Source organism: Nocardia callitridis (assembly GCF_039543305.1).
GTDB classification, from domain to species: domain Bacteria; phylum Actinomycetota; class Actinomycetes; order Mycobacteriales; family Mycobacteriaceae; genus Nocardia; species Nocardia callitridis.
Window position 1 is genome coordinate 165,963 of sequence record NZ_BAABJM010000005.1, and the last position, 13,464, is coordinate 179,426.

At 65.1% G+C, this 13,464-nt stretch carries 11 protein-coding genes and 1 pseudogene; 6 read left to right on the plus strand and 6 right to left on the minus strand.

From position 1 onward, the window contains the following. Positions 1–23: 23 nt before the first annotated feature. The 3 genes from mgtE to ABEA50_RS23305 form a co-directional block, all read right to left on the minus strand. The gene (gene mgtE, locus ABEA50_RS23295; RefSeq protein ID WP_345497910.1) at positions 24–1,427 is read right to left on the minus strand and encodes a magnesium transporter; all 1,404 of its coding nucleotides are present in this window, start codon (positions 1,425–1,427) and stop codon (positions 24–26) included. Between the two features lie 402 nt (positions 1,428–1,829). Beyond that, complete coding sequence (locus ABEA50_RS23300; protein WP_345497911.1) at positions 1,830–3,623, minus strand: hydroxysqualene dehydroxylase; 1,794 nt, start codon at positions 3,621–3,623, stop codon at positions 1,830–1,832. Continuing rightward, positions 3,616–5,031 (minus strand): NAD(P)/FAD-dependent oxidoreductase, encoded by a 1,416-nt coding sequence (locus ABEA50_RS23305; protein WP_345497913.1) that lies wholly within the window; start codon positions 5,029–5,031, stop codon positions 3,616–3,618. Before ABEA50_RS23305 ends, ABEA50_RS23300 begins: the two co-directional genes overlap by 8 nt. Before the next feature lie 155 nt (positions 5,032–5,186). On the opposite strand from ABEA50_RS23305, the gene ABEA50_RS23310 reads away from it, so the two are divergent. The 5 genes and pseudogenes from ABEA50_RS23310 (at position 5,187) to ABEA50_RS23330 (ending at position 10,384) form a co-directional block, all read left to right on the plus strand. Continuing rightward, on the plus strand, positions 5,187–5,825 hold the full coding sequence (locus ABEA50_RS23310) for a TetR/AcrR family transcriptional regulator (RefSeq protein ID WP_345497914.1): 639 nt from the start codon (positions 5,187–5,189) through the stop codon (positions 5,823–5,825). 358 nt (positions 5,826–6,183) lie between these two features. Then, on the plus strand, positions 6,184–7,281 hold the full coding sequence (locus tag ABEA50_RS23315; RefSeq protein ID WP_345497916.1) for an ABC transporter substrate-binding protein: 1,098 nt from the start codon (positions 6,184–6,186) through the stop codon (positions 7,279–7,281). Then, a pseudogene (locus ABEA50_RS23320) lies at positions 7,278–8,075 on the plus strand (ABC transporter ATP-binding protein); the annotation flags it as partial. The gene ABEA50_RS23315 and the pseudogene ABEA50_RS23320, both read left to right, overlap by 4 nt. Before the next feature lie 244 nt (positions 8,076–8,319). Continuing rightward, complete coding sequence (locus tag ABEA50_RS23325; protein WP_345497918.1) at positions 8,320–9,201, plus strand: ABC transporter permease; 882 nt, start codon at positions 8,320–8,322, stop codon at positions 9,199–9,201. Positions 9,202–9,391: 190 nt separating this feature from the next. Further along, a complete protein-coding gene (locus tag ABEA50_RS23330; protein WP_345497919.1) occupies positions 9,392–10,384 on the plus strand; it encodes an LLM class F420-dependent oxidoreductase in 993 nt (330 codons plus the stop codon). 64 nt (positions 10,385–10,448) lie between these two features. On the opposite strand, the gene nrdE is transcribed toward ABEA50_RS23330, so the two are convergent. Continuing rightward, on the minus strand, positions 10,449–12,530 hold the full coding sequence (gene nrdE / locus ABEA50_RS23335; RefSeq protein ID WP_345498212.1) for a class 1b ribonucleoside-diphosphate reductase subunit alpha: 2,082 nt from the start codon (positions 12,528–12,530) through the stop codon (positions 10,449–10,451). A gap of 62 nt (positions 12,531–12,592) precedes the next feature. Further along, positions 12,593–13,177: a class Ib ribonucleoside-diphosphate reductase assembly flavoprotein NrdI gene (gene nrdI / locus ABEA50_RS23340; protein WP_345497920.1), complete on the minus strand. Its 585-nt coding sequence runs from the start codon at positions 13,175–13,177 to the stop codon at positions 12,593–12,595. On the opposite strand from nrdI, the gene ABEA50_RS31025 reads away from it, so the two are divergent. Next, entirely contained in the window at positions 13,122–13,247 is a 126-nt protein-coding gene (locus tag ABEA50_RS31025; RefSeq protein ID WP_425577697.1) for a hypothetical protein, read from the plus strand. The two genes, nrdI and ABEA50_RS31025, sit on opposite strands and share 56 nt — an antisense overlap. Here the strand turns inward: ABEA50_RS31025 and nrdH are convergent. Next, positions 13,219–13,452: a glutaredoxin-like protein NrdH gene (gene nrdH / locus ABEA50_RS23345; protein WP_345497921.1), complete on the minus strand. Its 234-nt coding sequence runs from the start codon at positions 13,450–13,452 to the stop codon at positions 13,219–13,221. The genes ABEA50_RS31025 and nrdH overlap by 29 nt on opposite strands. Positions 13,453–13,464: the final 12 nt, after the last annotated feature.

Consider the following 13,464-nt stretch of genomic DNA (forward strand, 5'->3'; position numbering starts at 1 on the left):
CATCGCGCCCGGCGGGACCTGACCTAGATGCCCAGTACGACTTTCGCCGTGGTGAAGTAGATGATCAAGCCGGTGGCGTCGACGAGCGTGGTGACCATCGGCGCGGAAACCACCGCGGGGTCGATCCGTAACTTCTTGGCCAGCAACGGCATCGTGCCACCGATGGTCGCGGCCCAACCGCAGATCAACACCAGTGTGACGGCGACAACCGCCGCCACGGCCGGGCCGACAAACAACGCGCCGATAACCAGACCCGCGCTCGCGAGCATGGCGCCGAGCACAAGACCGACGCGACATTCGCGCCAGATCACCTTGAACAGGTCCGAGACCCGCACCTCACCGACGGCGAGGGCGCGCACACACGCCGTCGCCGCCTGCGCGCCCGCGTTTCCGCCGGCACCGATGAGCAAGGGAATGAACAGCGCGAGTTGGCCCGCCTGTTCGAGGGTGCCCTCGAACATTCCCGTGACGCTGACGGTGAGCGTCGCCGCGAACAGCAGCAGCAACAACCACAGCGCGCGGTAGCGCGCGAGCTGAATGACGCCCGCGGCCATGTAGTGGCCTTCCCACGGCGCCGAACCTGCTTGCCGCGCAACATCTTCGCTGTCGGCGGCTTCGATCACCTCGACCGCGTCGTCGATGGTGAGCAAGCCGACGAGGCGATCCTCACTGTCGACGACGGGCAGGTTGATGTCGTTGGTCTCGCGCATCAAACGGGCCGCCTTCTCCGCGGAGTCGGTGGCGCGAGCGAACGCGGGCTCGGTGACGACCAGGTCCGAGACCATGGTCTCGGGTCCGCTGAGCACGAGTTCACGCAGCTCGACAATGCCGCTCAGGCGCCTGCCCTTGTCCACGACCGGCAGGGTGTAAACCGTCTCGGCGTCGGACCCCTTCGCACGAACCACCGAAAGCGCCTCGGCGACAGTAAGATTGCCCGGCAACGCGACCAACGCCGGAGTCATGAACTGGCCGGCGGAACCTTCGGGGTAGCCCAGCAGCGCGGCCGTCCTACGCCGTTCGCGCGAACTGAGCCCGGCGAGCACCTTCTTGGCCACCTTCGCGGGTGCTTCGCGCAGCATGCGCGCCCGGTCATCGGGTGCCATGCCTTCGACGAGATCGCGGAAGCTCTGATCCCGCAGACCTTGCAGAATCTGTTGCTGGTCAACCGGTTCGAGCTCTTCGAAGACGGCGAGCGCCTGGTCTTTGTCGAGCAGCCGGAACGCGATTCCGGCCTGCACAGCGTCCATGCGGGCGAGCTGGTCGGCGATCACGTGCGGCGGATGATTATCGAGCCAGTCGAGGGTGGCTTCGACGTGGAATCCGTCTACGACGCGCTCCAGCGACTCCGAAAGGGTCGGGCGCGTAACGGTCGGTTCGGTGTGCTGGGTGTCATCGGGGCGTGCGTCGACAACTTCGGTCTGCGACATGGGGCGTCCTCAGAACGTGCGTGAGTGAATGGTGAACCGAATTCACACCGCGGGCGCCGATCCCGAAATCAGAACTGACCTGCCACGAACTACCTGTCGCGAGTTGCCCAGGAGCGGGAGGGGACGGCGCCGCGCGGCGTTCGACTAGGAGGTTCGCTGCGCATGACAACCCCACCTCCTCCACGCCGATGCCGCATATCGTCGCGCCATCCGAGACCATTGATTCGGACGCGATCGCGCCCGTTGGGAAGGTTACACCTAGTCCGAGGGAGATTTCATCTCGAGATAGTGAGATCACACCGACGCGCGCGACGACCGCGGGCCACCGCCGAACCACCCGGCCCGCGCACGGCGCCCTGCAACGCAGCTGCGGGCCGGTCAACGCACGCGAGGCGCGCCCGCTCAGCCCTCGAGTAGATGCGGCAGACCGGCACGGAACCGTTCGCGGTCCAACTGTTTCAGCGGATCGAAAGCGGGTGGGGCGAACATGGGGAAGATCGCCGCGCGCGGGCCGGGGTCGTCCGCGGCGTCGAGAATCGCGTTGGTGACCGACCGGCCGGATTCGTTGGCGCCCTCCATGGTGGCGAGATCGATATTGTTGCGGACATGGTCTCCGCCGAAGAAGAGGTTGGGAATCGCGCAACGCGCGGTGGGTCGGTGGTCGTAGGAGCCGATGGTGTTGACCAGCAACGGTGTTTCGTTGTAGGTGGTTGCGCCGGACCGGGTGATGCCGGGGTCGAGGTGCCAGGAATGGATGTCCTCGTCACGTAGCCAGCCGGTCGAGGTATTGAGCCAGGCTTTCATCTGCGCCCAGCACTCCTGTGCCACTTCTTCGGCAGTGCAGTTTTTCGCCGTCTTGCCGAAGAGAATGCCCGGTGCGTCCCAATCGGAGATGTCGATCGAGAAACACTCCCGCACGGTGCCGTCTCCGTAGGTCGCCGCGAAATCACCCGGCCACATCGGGGCCTGCCGCAGGCCGGTGAGCGCCCACGGGGTGCCGAGCGCCGCGACATGTCCTTCCGGGATATCGGTGTCGCGGGTGAGGAAGAATTGGATGCCGACCATCCAGTCCAGGAGAAGTTCCCGCATTCCCGCCAGGCTCGCGTCCACCGCCAGAATGCCGTTGCTCAACAGCGGCAACACCTTGTCTACGGGCATCGCGCAGACATACCAATCGGCGCTCACCTCGGTGGCGGCACCGTTTCCTTCGGTCATCGTGGCGCCGACGATCACACCGCCGCGTAGCTCCAGACGCGCCGCGCCAGCTCCGAGCACGAAACGCACACCGCGAGAACGCAAGTACGTCACCCACGGGTCGATCCACACCTCGTTCGTCGGCCCGTTGAGGATCCGGTCGGTCCCACCCTGATACGCGGGCACCAGGCCGGTGCCCGCGAGCAGCAACCCTTCACCGATCGTGCCGATGGTGCGCGCCGAACTCAGATGCGGTTTCGCCGCGACCGTGATCCTGGTCAGCGCACTCACCAGGTAATCGCGATACGCGGGCGATTTTCCCTCGGCGTGCAGCATGTCCTCCCAGGAGAGGTATTCGAACTGGCCGAACCGGCGCTCGGTGCACGCGGTGAACCACATGGCCATCTGTTTGCCGAAGAAGGCGAGCTCGGCGGCGGGCAACTGCGGGATGAACGCGAACGCGGACACGATGCTCGACTGGATCAATTCCGGGGTCAGTTCCCCGAGGCCACCGAGCTCAACGGGTGCGAACACCGGTGACTGATCCCGGAATCCCACCACCGCGCCCTCGACCCGAACCAGATTGTCTCGCACCCCATTGGCATTGCCGGGGAAGGGAATTCGACTCATCGTGTCCGGCACGTGTTGGTAGCAACCGGGAAAGAACCGGAATCCGTGCTCACCGGGCAAATCACGACGACCGTCGAATCCCGTGCCCGGCACACTCATACTGCGCGCCTTGCCGCCCAGATACGCGGGTTCGTACACGGTGACCTGATACCCGCGTTCGATGAGCTCGTGCGCCGCGGACAGCCCCGCCATCCCGCCGCCGAAGATCGCCACGTCGCGGCCTTTCGTCACCGGGCCCGGCGTTCGGCGCACGGACGGTGCGGCCTGTGCGAAGGACTCGTTGGCCGCCAGCGCGGCGACCGCACCGGCCGCGGCCACGCCTCGGAGCGCTCGACGCCGATTCATCCGCACCGGTATCCGACGACTATCCATGAGCTTCTCCTTGTGGCAGAACGTTTTCGGCGGGACGCGACGGCTCGGCCCCCGGCGCGGAGGATGCGTGGGGCGGGATCTCGGGTAGCGGTCGTTTGCGCGCGAGAACCCGTTCGATTCCTTCGACGACGGCGAGACGGGCATTGTCGGCGATGTCGGCGGCCACCGTGCCCCGACCGCCGTACCCCCGCAGCATCGCGCCGATGGCCAGCCCTGGTAGTCGCGCCGGCCCGAGGAGACGACTCGGTTCGACGACACGCGAGAAAACACCGAGCAGATCGGTGGTGAGGTCGTCGTCACCGGCCGCCGAACGATACAGCTCGATTTCCATCGGCCGCAGCGCCGTGCCCCGCGCGAGCCCGTTGGTCCATTGGTAGACGCCGAGGCAATCGCGTTCGCGGCGGCGCTCCCATGCGAGAACCGCGGCATCGAGCAGGACCGGGTCACCCAGGCGGGTGGCGACCGACTCCCCCAGCAGTCGCCCGTAGCGCATCGCGTCCCGCATACCCTGTGCCGTGACCGGATCTTTGAAATGGCCCGCGTCACCGGGCAGCGCCCAGCCGGGGCCGGATGACCGACGAAAGTACGACGAAAGGCCCGTCGCCGATCGGACCCTGCCGACCATGTCGCAGCCGCTGAGCCGATCCACCAATTCCGGTATCCGCGAGACGGAATCGCGGTAGATCTCCTCGGCGGGACCTGGGCGTCCTCCCGCATCGGGCGGTTGCACGAGGCTGAGCACCAAACCGCCGTCGCACGGAAAGGCGGTGCCGAGCAACGCTTCCGCACGCCACTGCGCCGCAACCGAGCGCCATTCGGGTTTGTTGTCCCGCCAATACGCGAAGTAGCAGGCACGCCCGCTCGGCATGGCCCGGTAGGGCTGTGTCGCGCCGACCAGCCGCGCGACCGTGCTGCGCCGGCCGTCGGCGCCGATAACCAAGGGCGCCAGCAGTTCTCGATCGGCACCGGCGTCATCGCGGTAGCGCACACCCGTGACGCGACCGTGGTCCCAGACGAGATCCGTGACGCGACAACGCTCCCTGACCTCGGCTCCGGTCTGTCGGGCGGTGGCGACCAGCGCCGCGTCGAGCCCCGTCCTGCGTACGCACAGCGCGAAGTCGATGGTGTCCACCGCGGGAAACCGCCCGCTGACAGTGAATCCCGCGCCGCTGGCCGAGCCGGTGCGCAATCTCGGAGCTCCGAACGCGAGAACGCGTTCCAGCGCACCCAATTCCGCGAGTTCGGCGACCCCCGACGGCCACAACAGATGGGTGGACAGTGTGTCCGAGGGAAAGCGGGCCGCGTCGAGGACGACCACCGCGCACCCCCCGCGCGCCAGCGCGATGGCGGCGGCACTTCCGGCGCATCTGGCCCCGACCACGATCACATCGGTGCGTTCGACAGCCATTCCAAACCTCGAGTCACAGTGCCTCGGACAGAGTGTCCGATTATCATGACGCGCTGTTGTCAAGGAGTCAATAGGCAGGTCATCGCTGGGTACCGCACCGGACACCGCGCCGGCGGGCACAATGACGGAATGAGCAAGACGAGCGCAGGCACCGTATGGCGTCGCTGACGAGAGTCGCGAGAACCCGCAAGCCCAACCTCGACGACCGCAGGGACGAGTTCGAACGCACCGTGCTGTCCGCGTTGGAGCAGCTGTTGTCCGACGGCACCCCGTTCACCGAGCTCGCGGTGCAACGGATCGCGAAAGCCTCGGGCGTCGCGCGTTCGACCTTCTACCGATATTTTCCCGACAAGAGCCAATTACTCATCCGCATGGCCGATCTCGCGACCGAGGACCTCTTCGGCACCGCGGAACGATGGTGGTTGGCCGACCACACCGACGCGCGTGACAGCGTGATCACCGCGATGCGCGACATGCTCGACGGCTTCCGCAACCACCGGGTGGTCCTGCTCGCCCTCTACGAAGTGTCCGCCTACGACCGCGATGTCGGCCGCTACTGGAGCGCACGTGTGCGCGCGTTCACCGGTGTCGTGCGGACTCGCTTACACGAAGAGCAGCGAGCGGGTCAGGTATCGGCCGAGGTCGACGTGGACGCGACAGCCATCGTTCTCACCTCGATGGTCGAACGCGTCATCACCGTCGCCTGCGCACACGCATCCACAGCCGGTGACGAGCAGATCGCGCAGGCACTCGGCCGCGCGATCTGGCTGATCCTGTACGGCGACCGCGCGTAGCGGCGAATTCCGCACCGCGCTACCCGCGAGCGGGTTATACGCAGACAGCGTCGAACTGTTGATCCGCCGTTGGTCAGGCGGGACAGTGTGCAGTGGTCCGACAACCCGGCGTCGGTCGGCCGCCTTGCCCCTACTGCCCTCGGGAGTGTCGAAGTGTTGATCCGCCCGCTGGTTCGTCGCCGCGCGATCGATCTGATGCGTACCCCGAGCGGGACCTGTCGCCACTGAGCGGCACCCGGCTCACCACTGCCCTCCCGCGGCCAGCGCATTCGCCGAAACGAGCGTCGACGGCCGCCCGCGCATCGCTGTCATACGTCCGACATCTGTTGTGTCGCAGCGCTTCTCGAAGGAAAGATCGATGCCCTTCCGTTCCCGACGACGACGCTTCCCACGGGGAAACGGCCTACGCGTGCTTCCCCTGGCCGTCGCCTTGGCGGCCTGCCTCTCCTTGGTCGCCGGCTGCGTGGCCTCGGAGCCGACCAGGACTGCCGACGGCAAGTACGTGATCCGATACCAGGGCACGACCGGCCAGGTCACGCCGTTCGAATTGGCCGACGACCTCGGGTATTTCAGCAAGTTGGCACTGCGATGGGAGGGCGACACCACCAGCGGGCCCGCCAATATCCAGGCGGCGGCGACCAAACAGGTCGAGGTGGGGGGCGCGTTCAACGGTGCGGTGGCGAAACTGATCGGCGGCGGCGCGAAGATGACCTCGGTGATCAGCTATTACGGCGCCGACTCGGAGAACTTCACCGGGTATTACGTCCGTGACGATTCGAACATCCGCTCGGCGCGCGACCTGATCGGCAAGAAGGTCGCGATGAATACCCTCGGCGCGCACCACGAGTTCGTCACCAGGGAATGGCTGCATCAACAGGGCCTGACCGACGACGAGATCAGCCAGGTCCAACTCATCGTGCTACCACCGGCAAGCACGGAGGACGCGCTGCGTAAGGGGCAGATCGACGCGGCCGCGATGGGCAATGTCTACCGTGACACCGCGCTCGAGCGTGGCGGCATCCACCCGCTGTACACCGACAAGGCGCTTTTCGGCGAATTCGATTACGGCACTTACCTTTTCCGCAACGACTACATCGCGAAGAATCGGGAGGCGGTGGCGGACTTCGTGCAGGGCACCGCGCGGGCGATCCGCTGGATGCAGGTCACGCCGCGCGAGCAGGTGCGGGCGCGATTCGACGCGATCATCGCCGAGCGCGGCCGCAACGAGTCCACCCGCCTGACCCCCTACTGGCTCACCTCCGGCATTCCCGTGCCGGGCGGAGTGGTCGAGGAGCGCGAGTTCCAGGTCTGGATCGACTGGCTGGTGCGCAACCACAAGATGAAGAACGGCAAGGTGCGCGCACCGGATCTGTTCACCAACGAGTTCAACCCATACGCGAACGGCACCTTCGCGCCGTCCAGCGGACCGACCGGCGAAACGGTGGTAGCGAAATGACAACGCCGACAACGAAACTGGCCCTGTCCGGAGTACGGAAGACCTTTCCGGTGCGTGGCTCGAAGCAACAGCTCACCGCCATCGAGGACATCTCGCTCACCCTGAACGAAGGCGAGTTCCTGGTCCTGGTCGGACCGAGCGGGTCGGGCAAGTCGACATTGCTCGATCTACTCGGCGGGTTGACCACGCCGAGCGGCGGCCAGATCCTGCTGGACGGTAAGCCGATCACCGGCCCCGGCCTCGACCGTGGCATCGTATTCCAGCAGTACGCGCTGTTGCCGTGGCGCACAGCACGCGCCAATATCGAATTCGGCCTGGAGGCAAAGGGGCTGCGCCGCCGTGCCCGCCGTGAACTCGCCGACCACTACCTGGAATTGGTGGGGCTCGACGGCTTCGGTGACCGCTTTCCGCACGAGTTGTCCGGCGGGATGAAGCAACGCGTCGCGATCGCGCGCAGCCTCGCCTTCGATCCCGAGGTACTGCTGATGGACGAGCCGTTCGCCGCACTCGACAGCCAGACCCGAGAGTCGTTGCAGGACGAGCTGTTACGCATCTGGCGCAGCACGGGCAAGACATTCGTCTTCATCACACACGGCATCGACGAGGCGGTGTATCTCGGTCAACGCGTTGCCGTGCTGACCTCGCGACCCGGTCGAGTCAAGGCGCTCGTCGACGTGCGGATCGATCGCGACGCGGGCGGCGATATCCGTTCCTCCGAACGATTCCGGGACTACCGGCACCAGATTTGGACCTTGTTGCAGAGCGAGGTCAAGCGCGCGGAGAGCTTGGAGCGAGCGGCCCTGTCGGAAAACAAGTCCGGCTCCGTGGCAGCGAGATCGGCGCAGGAACCCTCGGTCACAGCGTCCGGTGGATCGCGTGTCTCGGACGAATCCGATACGGCGCCAGAGCGATCCGGTTTCGCACCGACGGAGTTCACCGAAACATCCTCGCCACCTGCTACATCAACGCCGGACCAGCACACCGCACACCCCGGATTCGATGCCGAGCGCGCCGCGTCCACCACAGGGAGGGCCGCCCATGTCTAGCGCGGTAGATCTCACCGAACGTCCGCCGAGCGCCGAGCAGACACTGTCGGCGCCACCCGCACCGCAGGTCGATGCCGAGTCGAGCGGCGCCGCAGCACTATTGGCACGCCGCGCCGGCGGCCTCGTGTGGCGGATCAGCAAACCGACCATCGTGATCGCGCTGTTTCTGCTCCTGTGGCAGTTCGCGCCGCAGCTCGGCCTGGTGGACGAGGTATTCCTCCCACCGTTCTCGGTGGTCTTCCAGGCATTCATCGACCTGGTCAGCACCGGCGAGATGTGGACGCACCTGTCCGCGAGTCTCGGCCGGTCGCTGTTCGGCTACGCGATCGCGCTGGTTGTCGCGATACCGGTGGGTGTGGCGATCGCCTGGTACAAACCGGTGGCCGACTTCCTCAACCCCATCTTGGAGCTGTTCCGCAACACCGCGGCGCTCGCACTGCTCCCGGTCTTCCTGCTGATCATGGGCATCGGCGAAACCTCCAAGGTCGCGCTCGTGGTGTACGCGAGCTTCTTCCCGATCCTGCTGAACACGATCACCGGTGTGCGTACCGTCGATCCGCTGCTGATCAAAGCTGCTGCATCACTGGGTCTTTCGCCGCTGCGACTGTTCCAGAAGGTGATCCTGCCCGCGTCCATTCCCGCCATCTTCACCGGTCTGCGGATGGCGGCGGCCAGCTCGATCCTGGTGCTGCTCGCCGCCGAGATGTTCGGGGCGCGAGCGGGTCTCGGCTACCTGATCACCGCGGCGCAGCAAAATTTCGAGATCCCGAACATGTACGCGGGCATCGTCGCGATCGCACTGCTCGGCCTCGCCTTCAACGGTGTGTTGCTCGCGCTGGAGCGGCGGTTCTCGCGGTGGCGGGTAGACGCGTAGCGCCGCAGCCAGGTACCGGGGTTGCCCGAGACCACGAAACGGTCACCGAGAAGGAGTAAACAGTAGGGGGTCGGCCCGCCTCAGCGAGGAGGTGTGGCCGACACGCTGCCACGGCGTCCTTCGTAGACGACCTCGCATCGCGCCGTGGTCGATGCGGATACTCGCAGACACTGACCGAAGGAGAATTTCAGTGCGTTTGGGCATTTTCGTCCCCCAGGGGTGGCGACTCGATCTGGTCGATATCGACCCTGCGCAGCAGTGGGGGGTGATGCGCGATCTCGCTCAGCGGTTCGACGCGAACGATACGTGGGAGTCGCTGTGGGTATACGACCACTTCCACACGGTGCCTGCACCGACCGATCAGGCTACGCACGAGGCATGGACGCTGATGGCGGCGTTCGCGGCGACCACCTCGCGCATCCGCCTCGGCCAGATGTGTACGGCGATCAGCTACCGCAACCCCGCCTACCTCGCGAAGGTCGCGTCCACCACCGACCTCATCTCGGGCGGACGCGTCGAGATGGGGATCGGCGGCGGCTGGTACGAACACGAATGGCGCGCCTACGGTTACGGCTTCCCGTCGGCGGGTGAGCGCCTCGGGCGCCTCGACGAAGGCGTGCAGATCTTCAAGCAGGCATGGACCGAAGGCAAAGCCACCCTGGACGGCAAGTACTACCAGGTCGACGGCGCGATCGTGCAGCCACTTCCCCTGCAGGAGGGCGGGATTCCGCTGTGGATCGCCGGTGGCGGTGAGAAGAAGACACTGCGCATCGCGGCCAAGTACGCGGATTACACCAACTTCGTCGGCGACCCCGAGGGCTTCGCCCACAAGTCGGAAATCCTGCGCGCGCACTGCGCCGATGTGGGCACCGACTTCGACGCGATCGTGCGCAGCTCGAACTACAACGCCGTCATCGCCTCGACCGAGGCGGAGGTGGAGCAACGCCTCACCGCCCTCGCCGCCCGCCTGACGCCCTACCTCGGCGAGGAGAAGGCCAACGGCTGGGTCAACGACCTCTTCCGCACCAGCGCCGCCGTCGGCACTCCCGAGCAGATCATCGAAAAGCTCACCAAGGTCCGCGATCTCGGCCTCGGCTACGCCATCTTCAACTTCCCCGAGGCCGCCTACGACCTCTCCGGCGTCGAGCTGTTCGAACGCGAAGTCGCGCCAGCACTGCGCTGAGCAGCCCCGGCGAAACGCGAAAACGGCGACCTTCCTTCCGAAGGTCGCCGTTTTCGGGTAACAGCTACAGCATGCAGGACACGCAGCCCTCGACTTCGGTTCCCTCCAAAGCCATCTGGCGCAGCCGGATGTAGTAGAGCGTCTTGATGCCCTTGCGCCACGCGTAGATCTGGGCGCGGTTGAGGTCACGGGTGGTCGCGGTGTCCTTGAAGAACAGTGTCAGCGACAGGCCCTGGTCCACGTGCTGGGTGGCCGCCGCGTAGGTGTCGATGATCTTCTCGTAGCCGATCTCGTAGGCATCCTGGTAATAGTCCAGGTTGTCGTTGGTGAGATATGGCGCCGGGTAGTAGACGCGGCCGATCTTGCCTTCCTTACGGATCTCGATCTTCGACGCCACCGGGTGAATAGAGCTGGTCGAGTGGTTGATGTAGGAGATCGAACCGGTCGGCGGCACCGCTTGCAGGTTCTGGTTGTAGATGCCGTGCTCCATCACCGAGGTCTTCAGCGCGAGCCAGTCTTCCTGGGTCGGGATACGCACCCCGGCTTCGGCGAACAGCTTCGCGACCCGCTCGGTCTTGGGCTCCCACACCTGATCGGTGTACTTGTCGAAGTACTCACCGCTGGCGTATTTCGATTCCGGGAAGCCACCGAAGTAGCTGCCGCGCTCCCGTGCGATCAGGTTCGAGGCCCGAATCGCGTGGTAGACAACGGTGTAGAAGTAGATGTTGGTGAAGTCGACGCCCTCCTCGGAACCGTAATGCACGCGCTCACGAGCCAGGTAACCGTGCAGGTTCATCTGGCCGAGGCCGATCGCGTGCGACTGGTTGTTGCCCTGCTCGATCGAGGGCACCGAGTAGATGTGCGTCTGATCCGACACCGCGGTCAATGCGCGGATCGAGGTCTCGATGGTCTGCGCGAAATCGGGTGAGTCCATCGTCTTGGCGATGTTCAGCGACCCGAGGTTGCAGGAGATGTCCTTGCCCACCTCGGCGTAGGACAGGTCGTCGTTGAACAGCGAAGGCGTGGAAACCTGCAAGATCTCCGAGCACAGGTTCGAGTGGGTGATCTTGCCCGCGATCGGGTTCGCGCGGTTCACCGTGTCCTCGAACATGATGTACGGGTAGCCGGACTCGAATTGCAGCTCGGCGATGGTCTGGAAGAACTCGCGCGCCTTGATCTTCGACTTGCGGATGCGCTTGTCGTCGACCATCTCGTGGTACTTCTCGGTGACGTCGATGTCAGCGAACGGTTTGCCGTAGATGCGCTCCACGTCGTACGGCGAGAACAGGTACATGTCCTCGTTCTTGCGCGCCAGCTCGAAGGTGATGTCGGGGATCACCACACCGAGCGAGAGCGTCTTGATCCTGATCTTCTCGTCCGCGTTCTCCCGCTTGGTATCGAGAAAGCGGTAGATATCCGGGTGGTGGGCGTGCAAATACACCGCGCCCGCGCCCTGGCGCGCGCCGAGCTGGTTGGCGTAGGAGAACGAGTCCTCCAGCAGCTTCATGATCGGGATGACACCGGAGCTCTGGTTCTCGATCCGCTTGATCGGCGCACCGTGCTCCCGAATGTTACTCAGCAGCAGGGCGACTCCGCCGCCACGCTTGGACAGCTGCAACGCGGAGTTGATCGATCGCCCGATCGACTCCATATTGTCCTCGATGCGTAAGAGAAAACAACTCACCGGCTCGCCGCGCTGCTTCTTGCCCGAGTTGAGGAAGGTGGGGGTGGCCGGTTGGAAGCGTCCGTCGATGATCTCGTCGACCAGTCGGCTCGCGAGCAACTCGTCACCGTCGGCGAGGGTGAGCGCGACCATGCACACGCGGTCCTCGAACCGCTCCAGGTAACGCTTCCCGTCGAAGGTCTTCAGCGTGTAGGAGGTGTAGTACTTGAACGCGCCGAGGAAGGTGGGAAAACGGAACTTCTTGTCGTAGGCCTGTTGGAACAGCCGCTTCACGAAGGCGCGACCGTAGCGGTCGAGCACCTCGGCCTCGTAGTAGTTCTCCTCGATGAGGTAATCGAGCTTCTCGTCCAGGTTGTGGAAGAAGACGGTGTTCTGGTTGACGTGCTGCAAGAAGTACTGGTTGGCGGCTTCCCGGTCCTTCTCGAACTGGATCTTGCCGTCCGCGCCGTACAGGTTCAGCATCGCGTTGAGCGCGTGGTAGTCGAGCACTTCGCCCGCTTCCGCGCTGCGGACCGGAGGCTGCTCTAAGCGAGCTGTTTTTCCGGCCGGTGCTGTGGTTGCTGTTGCCAAAACAATCCCAATCCTTCTCGGACGCGCTCGACGTCCGCAGCGGTTCCCATGAGTTCGAAGCGATACAGGTACGGCACCCCGCATTTGCGCGAGATCACCTTTCCCGCATAGCAAAAGGTGTCACCGAAGTTCGTGTTGCCCGCCGCGATCACCCCGCGCAGCAGCGCACGGTTGCGTGGATCGTTGAGGAATTTCGCTACCTGTCGCGGGACGAAATCCTTGTCGGATCTGTTCGACCGCGCCGTGCCCGCGCCGGTGTCGTAGACGCGCCGACCGCCCCCGTAGGTGGGGACGATCAGCACGTACGGTTCGTCGACGCGGAGCGAGTCGGCGGTGTGCAGTGGGATGCGAGTGGCCGGGATTCCCAGCTTCTCGACGAAGCGGTGCGTGTTTTCCGAGGCGCTGGAGAAGTAGACCAACGCGGCCGGATCGGGCGTCTTGTCGGACGCCGTCTTGTCGGATACCGGCTTGTCGGACGCCAGCTTGTCAGACGCCAGCTTGTCAGACGCCAGCTTGTCAGACGCCAGCTTGTCAGACATCGCACTCCTCCTCCCCTGCTCGGAGAGAGACGAAAGGTCGATCAGGCCGCCACGGTGGCGAGCGACTTGATCCGGTCGGGCCGAAAGCCGGACCAGTGCTCGTCGCCTGCGACGACGACCGGAGCCTGCAGGTAACCGAGCGCCATGACGAAGTCGCGCGCCTCGTCGTTCTCGGAGATGTCGATGACCTCGAACTCCACCCCGGCCCGATCGAGGGCCTTGTAGGTGGCATTGCACTGAACGCAAGCAGGCTTGGTGTACATCGTGACGGTCATAGATTCCCTCTC